The organism is Streptomyces oceani, from assembly GCF_001751245.1.
Lineage (GTDB): Bacteria > Actinomycetota > Actinomycetes > Streptomycetales > Streptomycetaceae > Streptomyces > Streptomyces oceani.
This window is the reverse complement of sequence record NZ_LJGU01000121.1, coordinates 1-15,154: the sequence shown is the minus strand read 5'-3', so window position 1 is coordinate 15,154 and position 15,154 is coordinate 1. Positions and strand designations below refer to the sequence as shown.

Sequence of the window (15,154 nt, the reverse complement as noted above, 5' to 3'; positions counted from 1 at the left end):
CAGGTCACGGAGGTTCCGCGATGGCCCGGAGTATCCAGTCGCTGGAGCGCGCGGCGGCGGTACTACGCCTGCTGGCCGGTGGCGAGCGGCGGCTGGGCCTGTCCGACATGGCCTCCGCGCTCGGTCTGGCCAAGGGGACCACCCACGGCCTGATCCGTACCCTCCAGCAGGAGGGCTTCGTCGAGCAGGACGGGAACACCGGGAAGTACACCCTGGGCGCGGAGCTGCTCCGGCTGGGCAACAGCTATCTGGACGTGCACGAGTTGCGCGCCCGCGCCCTCGTGTGGACGGATGACCTGGCCCGCTCCAGTGGCGAGAGCGTGTACCTGGGCGTGCTGCACCAGCAGGGCGTGTTGATCGTCCACCACGTCTTCCGGCCCGACGACAGCCGGCAGGTCCTCGAGGTCGGCGCCATGCAGCCGCTGCACAGCACCGCGCTGGGCAAGGTGCTGTGTGCCTACGATCCGGTGGCGCACAGCGAGGCCTTCGACGAGGCCCGCGGCGCGTTCACGGACCGCACGGTGACCGGCGCCGAGCAGTTCGAGTCGGTGTTGGAAGCCACCCGGGCGCGCGGCTGGGCCAGCGATGTCGAGGAGACCTGGGAGGGGTTGGCCTCCGTCGCGGCGCCCGTGCACGACCGGCGCCGAATGCCGGTCGGGGCGGTCGGCATCACCGGGGCCGTGGAGCGGGTGTGTGAGGAAGCCGACACCCTCCGACCGCGCGTGGTGGCGGCCGTACGGGACTGCGCGCGTGCCGTCTCCCGGGATCTCGGCTCGGGTCTGTCCGCCCCCGCCCGCGCGTAGCCGGTATCGGCCCATGACCACGCGGAAGTGCTGCGGTTCTTTCCCTTGACGAGGAACACCCCAGGGACAAGACTGCCGTCCGGCGGTCGACATTGTCGAACATCGGACGGGCTGATCCACTCGCCCCGCTCGATCCGCTCGATCCGCTCGACCCTTCCTCATCTCTGGACCAAGGACAAAGGAGTCACCGGGTGCCCAGCTCCGACATATTCATTGGCGAGGTGGTCGGCACCGCGGTGCTGGTCCTCCTCGGTGGCGGCGTGTGCGCCGCGGTCACGTTCAAACGCTCCAAGGCGTTCGAGGCCGGCTGGGTCGCGATCGCCTTCGGTTGGGGCTTCGCGGTGCTCACCGGCGCGTACATCGCCATCGGTGTCTCCGGCGCCCACCTCAACCCCGCGGTGACCATCGGCCTGGCCATCGAGGGCGGCACCGAGTGGAGCGACGTACCGCTCTACATCCTCTCCGAGATGATCGGCGCGATGCTCGGTGCGACGCTGGTCTGGCTCTCCTACTACGGCCAGTTCCTCGACCACCTCACCGCACGGCAGTCGGACGCCGCCGAGCCGGCGGGGTCGGCCACCGCGCCGAAGCGGGACGAGCCCGGCCCCGTACTGGGCATCTTCTCCACCGCACCGGAGATCCGGAACTCCTGGCAGAACCTCGTCACGGAGATCATCGCCACCACCGTGCTGGTCATCGCCATCCTCACGCAGGGCCTGAACCAGGACGGAGACGGCCTCGGCGCCCTCGGCGCGCTGATCACCGCCCTCGTCGTGGTCAGCATCGGCCTGTCCCTCGGCGGTCCCACCGGGTACGCCATCAACCCGGCCCGCGACCTCGGCCCACGACTCGTGCACGCCGCGCTGCCACTCCCCAACAAGGGCAGCTCCGACTGGAGTTACGCGTGGGTGCCGGTCGCCGGACCGTTGATCGGCGGCGCGCTGGCCGGCGGCCTCTACAACATCGCCTTCGCCTGAGCCGCGCCCTCCCGGAAGCCAGCCCGTACGGTCGCGTACGTCCGACAGTCCTCGGCGGCCACCGACCGACCACCAGATACCGGAGCACCCCATGAGTGACACGCACTCCACCGGCCCGTTCATCGCGGCCATCGACCAAGGCACCACGTCCAGCCGTTGCATCGTCTTCGACCAGGACGGCCGGATCGTCTCGGTGGACCAGAAGGAGCACGAGCAGATCCTGCCCAAGCCCGGGTGGGTGGAGCACGACGCCGCGGAGATCTGGACGAACGTCCAGCTCGTCGTCTCGGGGGCGCTGGACAAGGCAGGCATCACACGGTCCGACGTACGCGCCCTGGGCATCACCAACCAGCGTGAGACCACCCTGTTGTGGGACAAGGCGACCGGGCAGCCGGTGCACAACGCCCTCGTCTGGCAGGACACCCGGACGGACGCGCTGTGCAGGGAGCTCGGCCGCAACGTCGGCCAGGACCGGTTCCGCCGGGAGACCGGTCTGCCCCTGGCCTCCTACTTCGCCGGCCCGAAGATCCGCTGGCTGCTGGACAACGTCGACGGGCTGCGGGAGCGCGCCGAGCGTGGCGAGCTGCTCTTCGGCACCATGGACTCCTGGGTGATCTGGAACCTCACGGGCGGGGTGGACGGCGGCGTACACGTCACGGATGTGACCAACGCCTCCCGCACCATGCTGATGAACCTGCAGACCATGGAGTGGGACCCGAAGATCTGCGCCTCCATGGGCGTGCCGATGGAGGTGCTCCCCGAGATCCGCTCCTCCGCGGAGGTGTACGGCGAGGCCCGGGGCGAGCTCGCCGGGGTCCCGGTCGCGTCCGCGCTGGGTGACCAGCAGGCGGCGCTGTTCGGCCAGACCTGCTACTCCCCCGGCGAAGCCAAGTCGACCTACGGCACCGGCACCTTCCTGCTGATGAACACCGGTGAGGAGGCGGTCAACTCCTACAACGGGCTGCTGACGACCGTCGGTTACCGGATCGGGAACCAGAAGCCGGTCTACGCCCTCGAGGGCTCCATCGCGGTCACCGGCTCGCTCGTGCAGTGGATGCGGGACCAGATGGGCCTGATCAACAGCGCGGCCGAGATCGAGACCCTCGCCAGTTCCGTGGAGGACAACGGCGGCGCCTATTTCGTGCCAGCCTTCTCCGGGCTCTTCGCGCCGTACTGGCGCTCGGACGCCCGCGGCGTCATCGCCGGCCTCACCCGGTACGTCACCAAGGCCCACCTGGCCCGGGCGGTCCTGGAGGCGACCGCCTGGCAGACCCGGGAGATCGTCGACGCGATGCAGAAGGACTCCCGCGTCGAGCTGTCGTCCGTACGCGTGGACGGCGGCATGACCTCCAACAACCTGCTGATGCAGACGATCTCCGACTTCCTCGACGCACCGGTGGTACGCCCGCTGGTCGCCGAGACCACCTGCCTCGGCGCCGCGTACGCCGCGGGGCTGGCCGTCGGTTTCTGGCCGGACACCGACGCCCTCCGGGCCAACTGGAAGCGTGCCGCGGAATGGACGCCGCGGCTGGACGTGGAGACCCGGGAGAGGGAATACAACAACTGGCTCAAGGCCGTCCAACGGACCATGGGCTGGATCGAAGAGGAGAACTGATCAGCTTGAGCACCACCCACAGCGTCCCCGTCCCCGGGGCGCGACCCGCCGCCGGCAGCCGCGCGAGCCGGGCCGAGACCAGAGATCGGCTCGCCGGTACGACGTACGACCTACTGGTCATCGGCGGCGGCATTCTGGGGACCTCGGTCGCCTGGCACGCGGCGCAGTCCGGACTGCGGGTGGCGATGGTGGACGCGGGCGACTTCGCCGGCGCCACCTCGTCCGCGTCGTCCAAGCTCGTGCACGGCGGTCTCCGCTACCTCCAGACCGGCGCGGTCCGGCTGGTGGCGGAGAACCACCAGGAGCGGCGGGTCCTCGCCAGGGACGTGGCGCCGCACCTGGTGCGCCCGCTGCCGTTCTACGTCCCCGTCTACAAGGGCGCGCCGCACGGCGCGGCGAAGCTGGGCGCGGGCGTCTTCGCCTACTCCGCGCTCTCCGGGTTCGGCGACGGAGTCGGGCGGGTCATCCGGCGTTCGAAGGCGGCCGCCGCCAACCCGGGCCTGCGTACGGAGAACCTCAGCTCCGTGGCGGTCTTCGGCGACCACCAGATGAACGACTCCCGGATGGCCGTGATGACCGTACGGGCCGCTGTGGAGGCCGGGGCGGTGGTCCTCAACCACGCCGAGGTCCAGGGGTTGCGGTTCACCCGTGGCCGGGTCTCCGGCGCGGAGCTGCACGACCGGCTGGAGCAGGCCGACTTCGGGGTGGACGCCCGGCTGGTGCTCAACGCGACCGGCCCCTGGGTGGACCGGCTGCGCGAGCTGGAGCAGCCGGGCGTCGCGCCCAGCATCCGGCTGTCCAAGGGGGCCCACCTGGTGCTCCGGCAGCGCGCGCCCTGGGGCGCCGCCATGGCCACGCCGGTGGACAAGTACCGCATCACCTTCGCCCTCCCCTGGGAGGACCAACTGCTGCTGGGCACCACCGACGAGGCGTACGAGGGCGATCCGGCCGAGGTCCGCGCCACCGAGGCCGACATCCAGCAGATCCTGGACGAGGCCTCGCTGTCCGTACGCCCCGAGCACCTGTCCCGGGACCTGCTGAGCTACGCCTTCGCCGGGCTGCGGGTGTTGCCGGGCGGGCCCGGTGACGTGGAGTCCGCCCGGCGCGAGACCGTCGTCACGGAGGGCCGGGCCGGCATGCTGTCGGTGGCCGGTGGCAAGTGGACGACCTACCGCCACATCGGTCGTACGGTCCTGGACAAGCTGGCCAAGCTGCCGAGCGGCGCCCTCTCCCGTACCGACGGCGGCCCGGTTCCGGTCCCGGTCGGTTCGCTGGTGCGTCGTACGCCGCTGCCCGGCGTGGCCAACCCGGACGCGGTGGCGCATCGGCTGCTCGCCGACTCCGGGGCGACGGGCGGCCGGATGGACCCGCACACGGCGCGCCAACTGGCCACCCACTACGGCTCGCTGGCCTTCGAGATCGCCGAACTGGCGAGCGCGGACCCGGCGCTGGGCGAGCGCATCCACCCTAACGGGCCGGAGATCTGGGCTCAGGTGGCGTACGCCCGGGACCAGGAGTGGGCAGAGACCGTGGAGGACGTGCTGCGCCGCCGGACCACGCTGACCGTGCGTGGGCTGGACACCGAGCCGGTACGGGACGAGGTCACCCGGATGCTCGCCGAACGGCCCGACTGACCGCCCAGCGAAGGGGACGGTGGGTGCTGGGGTGGTAGGGGCGGGGTCGGTGCGTGTCACCGGCCCCGTCGTCGTACGCGCCGTGCCGCGCCGCTCGCGTCGTTGGCGGCGGCGCTGATCCGCCGGGCCGCGGTGACCCGCTCGGCCAACCGCGCGTGGTGTGCGCCGGGCCAGAAGATCCGGGAGCAGCTGTCGCACCGGGTGAAGGAGTCGTACGTACGCCGTGTGCCCGGCGGGATGCGGTCCGCGATGTCCTCCTTGGCCACCGGGACCAGACTGCCGTTGCAGGACGGGCAGCGGGTCCACGGGGCGAGAGGGACATCGAAGCGGGTCAGCACGTCCATCAGCTGTTCGTCCGGTTTGCCGCCGCGGACGTACGCGCCGAGCCACAGCGCCCGTCGGCGGAGCAGGCCGCGATCCTGGGTGAGCAGAATCCGCTGCTCGGCGTTCGCCCGGGTGACCAGCTCCGGATCGGCGGCGTCGTTGCGGTAGGCGGTGTCGACGCCGACGAGCCGCAGTCGGCGCGCCAGCGCGCCCAGGTGCACGTCCAGCACGAACCTCGGCGGCCAGGGCGCGGCGGACGGCATCGGCTGCGGACGCGGCACGCTCTCCACCGCGATGTGCGACCCGGGCGCGGGACGGTACGAGGGCGGCACCGGCGCCCCGTCGGCGCGCAGCTCCCCCACCTCGGTAAGCGGTACGCCCAGGGCCTCCACGAGATGGCCGACGGTTGCTTCCTCGTCGTACGCCCACCGCACGCCGTCCCGTACGCCCTCGTGTCCGGATTCCGCCGACGGGCCTGCGCGGTGGCGGACGGGAAGGAAGAACCGCAACTGGTCGGACACCCGGATGTCCAGGTGCCGCGCACGCCCCTCGGGCACGCCGTCGCCCGCCGGGTGCGGGTCGCCCGTACCCGTCACGGCTGCCAGGTCGAAGGGCTGCCGCGCACCTCGAAGCCCGAGTGTCCGGAGGGCTCCTCGTCGGTCACCCTCACCTCCGCCACCCGCGCCGCCGGCGGGCCTGTCCGGGTCCACTCGGTCAGCCTGCCGACCCCGTCCGGCTCGCCCTCGAACACCGCTTCCACGCTGCCGTCCGGGAGGTTGCGTACCCAGCCCCGCACTCCGTGTGAGGCGGCTATCCGCTGACAGCTGTCCCGGAAGAAGACGCCCTGCACCGCACCCGTCACGATCACGCGCTTGCACGCCACAGCCATGTCCACCTCACTCGCCTGTCCGGCTCACGCCCACCCCGGCCCAGGGTCGGTCTCCTCCCATGGTCACCCCGGCCGGGGCATGCGGCACTCCTGCACCGCGGCGGCGGGAACGTACGGACGTGACGGGCCGGTGCGGTGTGCCGTGTGCCGTGCGTGTGGCGGGCGGCAGGGTGTCCCCGCCGCATTCCGTCGGCACGCGGGCCCGACTCGGACGGGCTTCCGGGCTACGCTCCACGTCGACTTCGCCATGGTCCGCGGGGACTGGCGGAGCACCGCCGTCACTGGTGTAATCCACAGCCCACGCCAGGGCTGCGGACCCGTGGGCCGGCACGCCGTAGGGTGGTGCCGGCACGAACGAGGAACGGCAGCCGGTTCGGAGCGCGGCGCTTCGTATCCGGCCGGAAGGAGGCGCTGGGTGATCGAGCTCGAGGAGGTTCCCGAGCTGGTCGACCCGGTCATGGTGGCCGCGTTCGAAGGCTGGAACGACGCCGGTGACGCCGCCTCCGCGGCGATCGGGCATCTGGATCGGGAATGGAAGGGCGAGGTGTTCGCGGCGCTGGACGCCGAGGACTACTACGACTTCCAGGTCAACCGGCCGCTCATGTGGTTGGACGGCGAGACCCGGAAGATCACGTGGCCCACGACCCGGCTCTCGGTCGTGCGGATCGAGGACTCCGACGGCAAGGGCAGACCGCGCGACCTCGTGCTGGTACGCGGCGTCGAGCCGAGCATGCGCTGGCGGTCCTTCTGCAACGAACTGCTGGGCTTCGCGCACGAACTGGGCGTGGAGATGGTGCTCGTGCTGGGAGCGCTGCTGGGCGACGCGCCACACACCCGTCCCGTACCAGTCACCGCCGTGACCTCCGACCCGGACGTGGCGCGTGGGCTGAGCCTGGACGAGTCGCGTTACGAGGGCCCGACCGGCATCGTGGGCATCCTGCAGGAGGCGTGCACACACGCGGGGATACCAGCCGCGAGCCTGTGGGCTTCGGTGCCGCACTACGTCTCGCAGCCGCCGAATCCCAAGGCGACGCTCGCGCTGCTGAACCGCCTGGAGGACCTGCTCGAACTGCGCATCCCGCTGGGGGAGTTGCCCGAGGACGCGCGTGCCTGGCAGCTGGGTGTGGACCAACTGGCCGCCGAGGACAGTGAGGTGGCGGAGTACGTCCAGTCGCTGGAGGAGGCCCGGGACACCGCCGAGTTGCCGGAGGCTTCGGGCGAGGCCATCGCCAAGGAGTTCGAACGCTATCTGCGTCGCCGGGACGGCGGTCCCGGCTCCGGCGGCGACCGTGGCCGCGCCGCCGGGAGCGGACGTTCCCCGTACGCCCGCGACACGGGCGCGCGTGGACGCGCCCGGCCGCCGGAGGCACGACCGAACCGGGACGCGGGTGCGGACGAGCCGGCAGCGGGGGCCGTGCCGGGGGACGAGAGTCCGGGCGAGGACCGGCGCGAGGACGCGGGCGAGCGTCCGAGGAAGGACGCCGACTCCCCCGGCGACACCGGGAGCCCGGAGAACGGCGGTTCCGGGAGCGAGAGTTCCGGGAGCGGGCCGTCGAAGTCCACCGGCACGGAGGAGCCCGGCGAGAACGACTGAGCGACTCGTATCGCCGGGGCCGACCGCGTATCGCCGAGGCCGGTCGCCCGTCGCCGAGACCGGCCGGGGCGCACGCCACGCGCCGGCCTCGGCGACGTGTGGCCCGCGGGCATCCGCGTCGGACCAGCCGGCGCTTTCCGACCCGGTGCTCGACGGCGACCCCGCCGGGCACCGGGTCGGACGGTCACGGAACTGTCAGAGCGCCACGCCCAGCAACGCGTCCACCGCGCGCGATACGAGGCCGGGCGCCCCCTCGTCCGTACCGCCGTCGCCGTGCTGGGCCACGACCCAGCGGTCGACGGCGGCGAGGGCGGCCGGGGTGTCCAGGTCATCGGCGAGGGCCACCCGGATCTCCTCCAGCAACGCGTCCGCCGGTGGCCCGTCGGGACGGGACACCGCGTCCCGCCAGCGGCTCAGGCGCGCGTTCGCCTCGCCGAGCGCCGCTTCGGTGTACTCCCAGTCGGCACGGTAGTGCTGGGCCAGCAGCACCAGCCGGATGGCGGCGGGATCGACGCCGTCCGCGCGGAGTCGGGAGACGAAGACGAGATTGCCCTTGGACTTGGACATCTTCTCGCCGTCCAGAGCCACCATCCCGGTGTGCACGTAGCTGGCGGCGAAAGGATACTCCTCGGTCACCGCCTGCGCGTGCGAGGCGCCCATCTCGTGGTGCGGGAAGATCAGGTCGGATCCGCCCCCCTGCACGTCGAAGCCCATGCCGAGGTGCTTCAGGGCGATCGCGACACACTCGATGTGCCAACCGGGACGGCCGCGGCCCAGTGAGCCACCGTCCCAGCTCGGCTCGCCTTCCCGTTCGGCCGTCCACAGCATCGGGTCCAGCGGGTTCTTCTTCCCGGGACGGTCCGGGTCGCCCCCGCGTTCGGCGGACAGCAGCCGCATGGCCTCGGCATCCAGACCGGAGACACCACCGAAGTGCGCGTCGGACTCCACCGAGAAGTAGACGTCGCCATCGAGATCGTAGGCCGCGCCGCGCTCCCGCAGTCGTTCCACGAGCGGCACGATCTCGGGGATGACCTCCACCGCGCCGACGAAGTGCCGTGGGGGGATCATCCGCAGCGCCGTCATGTCCTCGCGGAACAGGTCGGTTTGACGCTCCGCCAGGGCCATCCAGTCCTCGCCGGTCTCGGTCGCCCGTTGCAGCAGCGGATCGTCGACGTCGGTGACGTTCTGTACGTAGAGAACCTGCCGCTTGGTGTCCAACCACACGCGCTGCACGAGATCGAAGGCGTGGTACGTCGCCGCGTGCCCGAGATGGGTGGCGTCATACGGTGTGATACCGCAGACGTACATCCGGGCCACGGGACCGGGGGTGAGGGTCACCCGCCCTCCGGTCGCGGTGTCGTGAATCCTGAGGTCGCGGCCCTGCCCTGGCAGAGCGGGGACCTCGGAAGCGGGCCAGGCATACATGTTCTGAGCCTAACCGCACGAGTGTTCCCGCCACGAGCCAGCCCCGGCCAGAAGATCCGCATTGACCGGATCGTGGCCCCCTGGCCGACCAGGGCGTCTTGACAGCGCCGCGCCCGCTTCGGCGACTACACCGGCGGCCACGGTATCGCCGGCCACCGCCCGCTGGGCAGCGGATGCCGACCGGTCGCGAGGAGGTCGCCGACCCGTTTGCGTACGGCGTCCACCTCCGCTTCGGTGATCAGCTCCGCGAGTCGCCCGGCCAGTTCGGCGCCGTCGGCAAGCTGTCCCGACAGCCGGCGCAGCACCTCCAGGCCCTCGGTGGTCAGCGGCTCTCCCGCCCAGCCCCACAGCAGGGTGCGCAGCCGGTCCTCGACGTGGAAGGTCACCCCGTGGTCGATGGCGTAGAGCCGTCCCTCCCGGCTGGTCAGCAGGTGCCCGCCCTTGCGGTCGCCGTTGTTGACCACCGCGTCCAGCACTGCGAGCCGCCGCAGTCGCGGGTCGTCGGCATGCACCAGCAGCGCCGTACGCCCCTCGCCGACCTCCGCGAAGCCGACGGCCTTCCAGCCGGGTCCCGGCTCGTCGGTTTCCACGAGCGCCAGGAGGGAATCACCCGCGTCCGAGGCCGGATCGCCCTCCCCGACGGTCGACTCGGGTTCCCCTGGCTCCGCTGGCTCCCCGGGCTCGTCCGCTCCCGTCCTCGGCACCGGACCGACCCACAGCTGGCACATGCCCTCGCCGTACGGCCCGTCCCGCAGCACGGTGACCGGAACCAACTCGTCCCAGCCCATCGCCCGGGCGACCTGATAGGCCGCCACCTCGCGCTGGGCGAGGGTGCCGTCCGGGAAGTCCCACAACGGGCGTTCGCCGGCCACCGGCTTGTAGACGCAGGGCAACGCCTCGGGCCCCTCGCCGACAACGCCGTGCAGTACGGCGTTCGAGGCGCCGCGGATCTGCCCGCGTACCGTCAACTCACCCTGTGTCAGCAGTCGTCGCACGTGATCCGCGCCCGTGCCCGCGAGGTGTGTCATTCGCCGCGTCGGTATCCGTTCTGCCGCGGGCACACGTGCCCCTCCGGGTCGAGCGGCAGGCTGCACAGCGGGCAGGGCGGACGGCCGGCGTTCACCACCTCGAGCGCCCGTTTGGCGAAGGCCCGAGCCATCGCGCCGTTGATCCGTACACGCAGCATGGGCGGACCGTTCTCGTCGTCCTGCAGGAGCCGCTCCTCGGCCTCCGCCAGGTCCTCCTCCTCGTCGGACTCCAGCTCCACCAGGGCCTGCGCCTCCACCACCATGCACTCTCGGTCGCCGTCCCAGGCGAGCGCCATGGTGCCGACCCGGAACTCCTCCTCCACCGGGGACTCCAGCGGTCGGGTGTCGTCCACCTCAGCGGGGGCGACGGCCGGCACCGGGGCGTTGCCCCCAGAGCGCCGCACGACCTCGTCCAGCAGCTCGTCGATCCGCTCCGCGAGCGCCTCGACCTGTGCCTTCTCCAGGGCGACGCTGGTGGTACGACCGGTCGCGGAGGCTTGCAGGAAGAAGCTTCGGCGGCCAGGCAGACCGACCGTACCGGCCACGAACCGGTCCGGCGGGTCGTACAGGAACACCTGACGGGACACGTCCTGCTCCGTTGTGTTGACTGCTGGGTTCACCCGCACCCTACTGCGCTTCCCGATCACCGCGGTTACGCGCCGCCCCCCACCGGTGCGACGCTCCCCGCCACGTCGGCCCCCGACCGGTCGCCGGCCGGGTCGGCACGCGCGTCCACACCCGCCTCGTCCGTCGCCTCGTCCGCTGTCTCTCCCACGGCCGGCGGGGCCAGTGACCCCAACTCGCCGGTCTCGCCGAGCCGCACCAGGAAGGGCCGCGAGGGCGTGTACCGCAGCACGCTCACCGAACAGGGCCCCACGGCGATCCGCTGGAAGAGATCCAGGTGCAGCCCCAGGGCGTCGGCGACCAGCGACTTGATGATGTCGCCGTGCGAACACATCAGGTACAACGCGTCCGCGCCGTGCTCCTGCTGGATGCGCGCGTCCCAGTCGCGTACGGCCGCCACCGCGCGGGCCTGCATGTCCCGCATGGCCTCCCCTCCGGGGAAGACCGCCCCGGAGGGATGCTGCTGCACGGTGGCCATCAGCGGCTCGTCCGCCAACTCGGCGAGGGCCCGGCCGGTCCAGTCGCCGTAGTCGCACTCGCCGATCCGGTCGTCGGTGTGCACCGGCAGGTCCGGACGGGCCCGGCACAGCGGTGCCACGGTCTCGCGGCAGCGTTGCAGCGGGCTGCTGACCACGGCCGCCAGCGGAAGCTGGTCGAGTCGCCCGGGAAGTTCGGCGGCCTGTGCGCGGCCGTGCTCGTCGAGGGCCACCCCGGGCGTCCATCCGGCCAGGAGGCCCGCGGTGTTCGCGGTGGAGCGGCCGTGCCGTAGGAGAAGGAGCGTGGGCATGGCCGCCAGCCTACGACCTACGGCGAAGCCGCCCACGGGGAGCGCCTCCGGTACCGGGCGGCGCTCCCGGGGCGCGCTCCCGGGGCGCCTTGCCGGGGCGCCTTGCCGGGGCGGCCGTGTCCGGCTTGCGGGGGCCCGGCGGACGGGCAGAATGCCAGCGTGCTCGTCGACTCCGCGGTGTACCGGCACGGGCGCCGCGGCCCGGCCCCGGCGGAGGTCTCGGCCGCCCTGGAACAGGTGCGGCAGGAACCGGACGGCTTCCTGTGGATCAGGCTGCATGAGCCGACCTCGGACGAGTTCGAGGAGGTTCGTACGGCGTGCCGACTGCACCCGCTGGCCGGTGGAGGACGCGCTGGCCACGCACCAGCGCCCCAAACTGGAGTCGTACGAGGGGTCGCTGTTCCTCGTACTCAAACCGCCGCGCTACGACGACTCGGACGGGTCAGTCACGGCGGACGAGCTGATGCTGTTCGTGGGCGACTCGTTCGTGGTGACCGTGGGCCACGGCACGGCGAGCCCCCTGAGCGTCGTCCGCCAGCGTTTGGAGCGCGAACCCGAGGTACTGCGGCACGGCCCCTCAGCCGTCCTGTACGCCATCAGCGACACGGCCGTCGACCACTATCTGGACGTCGCCGCGGAGTTGCACGTCGACCTCGACGAGTTGGAGGAGCAGGTCCTCACTCCGGGTGGCCCGAGCGGCGGGCGGACGGCCGAGCGGATCTACGCGTTCAAGCGGCAGGCGCTGGCCTTCCGCCGGGCCGCCAGCCCACTGGCGGAACCGATGACCCGGCTGGCCGACTCCGCGCTGCCGTTGGTGTCGGAGCGCACGCGGCCGTTCCTCCGGGACGTGCAGGACCACCTGATCCGTACGAACGAGCAGATGGACGCCCTGGACGGACTGCTCTCGGACATCCTTTCGGCGTATCTGGCGCAGGTCAGTGTCCGGCAGAACGACGACATGCGGAAGATCTCCGCGTGGGCGGCGATGTTCGCCGTACCCACCCTGATCACGGGTGTGTACGGCATGGACTTCGCGTACATGCCCGAGCGGGAGGTGGCCTGGGCCTACCCCGCGGTGCTCGTGCTGGTCGTCGTGGTCTGTCCGCTGCTCTTCCGCTTCTTCAAGCGGCGCGGCTGGCTCTGACCCCACCCGGTCAAGCCAGTCCGCTGGCCTGACCCGGCCCGGGTCAGGTCAGCCCAGGCCCGCCCGCTCCAGGGCCCGCACCCCGGCACGGAGCGAGGCGAGCCGCTCGTCCAGGCTGAAGCCGGCCGGCGCGAGCGAGAGGGTCGTGACGCCGGCCTCCGCGTAAGCCCGCATCCGCTCAGCGATCCGCTCCTCCGGGCCGATGAGCGTGGTCGAGTCGATCAGCTGCTCCGGCACCGCCGCCCCCGCGCCGTCCTTGTCGCCGGCCAGGTACTTCTCCTGGATCTCCGCGGCCGCCTGCTCGTAGCCCATGCGCTGGGCCAGCCGGTTGTAGAAGTTCTGCTTGCGGCTGCCCATCCCGCCGACGTACAGCGCCGTGTACGGACGGAACAGGTCGGCCAGCGCCGACACGTCGTCGCCGACCGCCATCGGTACCGTGGGACACACGTCGAACCCGTCCAGCTCCAGGCCGGCCTTCGCGCGGCCCGCGCGCACCGGCCCGAGAGTCGTCTCCTCGGCGTGCTCCGGCGAGAAGAGCACCAGCAGCGCCCCCTCGGCGATCTCACCGGTCTGCTCGAGGTTCTTGGGGCCGATCGCCGCGATGTACATCGGGACGTGTTCGCGTACGGGATGCACGGTGAGCTTGATGGGCTTGCCCGGCCCGTCGGGCAGCGGCAGCGTCCAGTGCTCGCCCTCGTACGCCAGCCGCTCCCGAGCCATGGCCTTGCGGACGACCTCGACGTACTCCCGGGTACGGGCCAGCGGCTTGTCGAACTTGACGCCGTACCACCCCTCCGACACCTGGGGCCCGGAGACGCCCAGCCCGAGCCGGAACCGGCCCCCGGAGAGCGTGTCGAGAGTCGCGGCCGTCATGGCCGTCATCGCCGGCGTGCGTGCCGGGATCTGGAAGATCCCGGCACCGACGTCGATCCGTTCCGTCTGTGCCGCCACCCAGGAGAGCACCGTGGGCGCGTCCGAGCCGTACGCCTCGGCGGCCCAGCACACGGCGTATCCGAGCCGGTCGGCCTCCTGGGCCACGGCGAGATTGTCCGCGTCCATCCCGGCGCCCCAGTAACCGAGGTTGATCCCGAGCCGCATACGGCCCCCTTACCCATCAGTAACGTAATTTTCCTCGGACTCTAGCGCGCGGCCGCAAGTACCCTCAACAGGCATGGAACAAAGGCGCCTCGGCCACACCGGTCTGCGGATCTCCCGACTGGGACTCGGCACGTTCAACTGGGCCCGGGACACCGGGGAGGGAGAGGCTGCCGAGCAGCTCAAGGTCTTCCTGGACGCCGGCGGCACGCTCGTCGACACGGCGGACGTCTACGCGGACGGTGCGGCTGAGTACCTGCTCGGACGGCTGTTGGACGGGCTGGTACGACGCCAGGACCTGGTCATCGCCACGAAGGCCGGCAGTGTGCCCGATCCCGCGCACCGCTTCGACGCCTCCCGCGGTCACCTGTTGCGCGCCCTGGACGCCTCGTTGGAGCGACTGGGCACCGACCACGTCGACCTCTGGCAGGTGCACGCGTTCGATCCGACCACGCCACTCGACGAGACCCTGCAAGCGCTCGACACCGCCGTACACAGCGGACGCGCGCGCTACGTCGGGATCACCGACTTCTCCGGCTGGCAGCTCGCGAAGGCCGCCACCTGGCAGCTCGCGGTGCCCGGCACCCGTACGCGACTGGCGTCCGCGCAGCTTGAGTACTCCCTGCTGCAACGCGGGGTGGAGCGCGAGGCGCTGCCGGCTGCCAGGGATCTCGGCCTCGGACTGCTGCCCTCCTCGCCACTCGGCCGCGGGGTACTGACCGGCAAGTACCGTCAGGGCATACCGGAGGGGTCACGCGCCGCCTCACAGCAGCTCGCGCCGTTCGTCGCGCCGTACCTGGACGACACCGCCGGCCGTGTCGTGGACGCGGTCACCACCGCCGCCGACGGGCTCGCCACCAGTCCGTTGCAGGTGGCGCTGGCGTGGGTACGGGACCGGCCGGGCGTGGCGGCGCCGATCGTCGGTGCCCGCACGGCGTGGCAGCTCACCGAGGCGTTGTCAGTGGAGGGGCTTAGCCTTCCGAGTGAGATCAGTCGGGCGCTGGACGACGTGTCGGCCCCGGTGCACCGCTACCCGGACCAGGACTGGAGTGAGCTGTGACCAGTGAGCCCAAGGCAGCCGAACTCCTCGCGGCCGTGCGGGCTGTGGAGAGCGGAGAGCGCTCCGCCGCGTCGTTCTTCGCCGGGACAGAGGCGTCGCGCCGGGCGGCCGAGCCCGGACGGCGGGCGAGCACGCCGGCCGCGACTCCGCCGGGT

Annotated in this window: 13 protein-coding genes and 1 pseudogene; 7 read left to right on the top strand and 7 right to left on the bottom strand. The window is 71.8% G+C overall.

Translation table 11 applies throughout. From position 1 onward, the window contains the following. The first annotated feature begins 20 nt into the window (after positions 1–20). From AN216_RS11885 to AN216_RS11870, 4 genes are all read left to right on the top strand, one after another. Positions 21–803, top strand: coding sequence for an IclR family transcriptional regulator (locus tag AN216_RS11885; protein ID WP_070196630.1), 783 nt, complete (start codon positions 21–23; stop codon positions 801–803). 191 nt (positions 804–994) lie between these two features. After that, positions 995–1,780, top strand: a complete 786-nt coding sequence (locus AN216_RS11880) for an MIP/aquaporin family protein (protein ID WP_070196629.1) — start codon at positions 995–997, stop codon at positions 1,778–1,780. Between the two features lie 91 nt (positions 1,781–1,871). Continuing rightward, complete coding sequence (gene glpK / locus AN216_RS11875) at positions 1,872–3,395, top strand: glycerol kinase GlpK (protein ID WP_070196628.1); 1,524 nt, start codon at positions 1,872–1,874, stop codon at positions 3,393–3,395. A 5-nt stretch (positions 3,396–3,400) separates the two neighbouring features. Further along, entirely contained in the window at positions 3,401–5,029 is a 1,629-nt protein-coding gene (locus AN216_RS11870) for a glycerol-3-phosphate dehydrogenase/oxidase (protein ID WP_070196627.1), read from the top strand. Between the two features lie 56 nt (positions 5,030–5,085). Here the strand turns inward: AN216_RS11870 and AN216_RS11865 are convergent, their stop codons facing one another. Next, positions 5,086–5,886, bottom strand: coding sequence for a Mut7-C RNAse domain-containing protein (locus AN216_RS11865; protein ID WP_070196729.1), 801 nt, complete (start codon positions 5,884–5,886; stop codon positions 5,086–5,088). A 59-nt stretch (positions 5,887–5,945) separates the two neighbouring features. After that, positions 5,946–6,242 carry an acylphosphatase gene (locus tag AN216_RS11860; RefSeq protein ID WP_170843100.1) on the bottom strand — a complete coding sequence of 99 codons (297 nt, stop codon included), beginning with the start codon at positions 6,240–6,242 and terminating at the stop codon, positions 5,946–5,948. Between the two features lie 415 nt (positions 6,243–6,657). Here AN216_RS11860 and AN216_RS11855 point away from each other — a divergent pair, with 415 nt between their 5' ends. Continuing rightward, positions 6,658–7,836, top strand: a complete 1,179-nt coding sequence (locus AN216_RS11855) for a PAC2 family protein (protein ID WP_079166504.1) — start codon at positions 6,658–6,660, stop codon at positions 7,834–7,836. 195 nt (positions 7,837–8,031) lie between these two features. Here AN216_RS11855 and mshC read toward each other — a convergent pair whose 3' ends face one another. From mshC to AN216_RS11835, 4 genes are all read right to left on the bottom strand, one after another. Continuing rightward, a complete protein-coding gene (mshC, locus tag AN216_RS11850; RefSeq protein WP_070196626.1) occupies positions 8,032–9,261 on the bottom strand; it encodes a cysteine--1-D-myo-inosityl 2-amino-2-deoxy-alpha-D-glucopyranoside ligase in 1,230 nt (409 codons plus the stop codon). A gap of 125 nt (positions 9,262–9,386) precedes the next feature. Next, on the bottom strand, positions 9,387–10,322 hold the full coding sequence (locus tag AN216_RS11845) for an SCO1664 family protein (RefSeq protein ID WP_079166503.1): 936 nt from the start codon (positions 10,320–10,322) through the stop codon (positions 9,387–9,389). Then, complete coding sequence (locus AN216_RS11840; RefSeq protein ID WP_070196624.1) at positions 10,286–10,876, bottom strand: DUF3090 domain-containing protein; 591 nt, start codon at positions 10,874–10,876, stop codon at positions 10,286–10,288. Before AN216_RS11840 ends, AN216_RS11845 begins: the two co-directional genes overlap by 37 nt. A gap of 65 nt (positions 10,877–10,941) precedes the next feature. After that, positions 10,942–11,700 carry a histidine phosphatase family protein gene (locus tag AN216_RS11835; protein WP_070196727.1) on the bottom strand — a complete coding sequence of 253 codons (759 nt, stop codon included), beginning with the start codon at positions 11,698–11,700 and terminating at the stop codon, positions 10,942–10,944. 159 nt (positions 11,701–11,859) lie between these two features. On the opposite strand from AN216_RS11835, the pseudogene corA reads away from it, so the two are divergent. Continuing rightward, positions 11,860–12,844: pseudogene (corA, locus tag AN216_RS11830) on the top strand (magnesium/cobalt transporter CorA). Between the two features lie 48 nt (positions 12,845–12,892). On the opposite strand, the gene AN216_RS11825 reads toward corA, so the two are convergent. Continuing rightward, complete coding sequence (locus AN216_RS11825) at positions 12,893–13,942, bottom strand: LLM class F420-dependent oxidoreductase (RefSeq protein WP_070196623.1); 1,050 nt, start codon at positions 13,940–13,942, stop codon at positions 12,893–12,895. 73 nt (positions 13,943–14,015) lie between these two features. Between AN216_RS11825 and AN216_RS11820 the strand changes: the two genes are divergently transcribed. Next, positions 14,016–14,999: an aldo/keto reductase gene (locus AN216_RS11820; protein ID WP_070196622.1), complete on the top strand. Its 984-nt coding sequence runs from the start codon at positions 14,016–14,018 to the stop codon at positions 14,997–14,999. Positions 15,000–15,154 lie beyond the last annotated feature (155 nt).

Excerpts from the sequence above, each read along its gene's own strand:
- AN216_RS11885 (WP_070196630.1), top strand. The coding sequence starts at position 21 with ATGGCCCGGAGTATCCAGTCGCTGGAGCGCGCGGCGGCGGTACTACGC.
- glpK (WP_070196628.1), top strand. The coding sequence starts at position 1,872 with ATGAGTGACACGCACTCCACCGGCCCGTTCATCGCGGCCATCGACCAA.
- AN216_RS11860 (WP_170843100.1), bottom strand. The coding sequence starts at position 6,242 with ATGGCTGTGGCGTGCAAGCGCGTGATCGTGACGGGTGCGGTGCAGGGC.
- mshC (WP_070196626.1), bottom strand. The coding sequence starts at position 9,261 with ATGTATGCCTGGCCCGCTTCCGAGGTCCCCGCTCTGCCAGGGCAGGGC.
- AN216_RS11835 (WP_070196727.1), bottom strand. The coding sequence starts at position 11,700 with ATGCCCACGCTCCTTCTCCTACGGCACGGCCGCTCCACCGCGAACACC.
- AN216_RS11825 (WP_070196623.1), bottom strand. The coding sequence starts at position 13,942 with ATGCGGCTCGGGATCAACCTCGGTTACTGGGGCGCCGGGATGGACGCG.
- AN216_RS11820 (WP_070196622.1), top strand. The coding sequence starts at position 14,016 with ATGGAACAAAGGCGCCTCGGCCACACCGGTCTGCGGATCTCCCGACTG.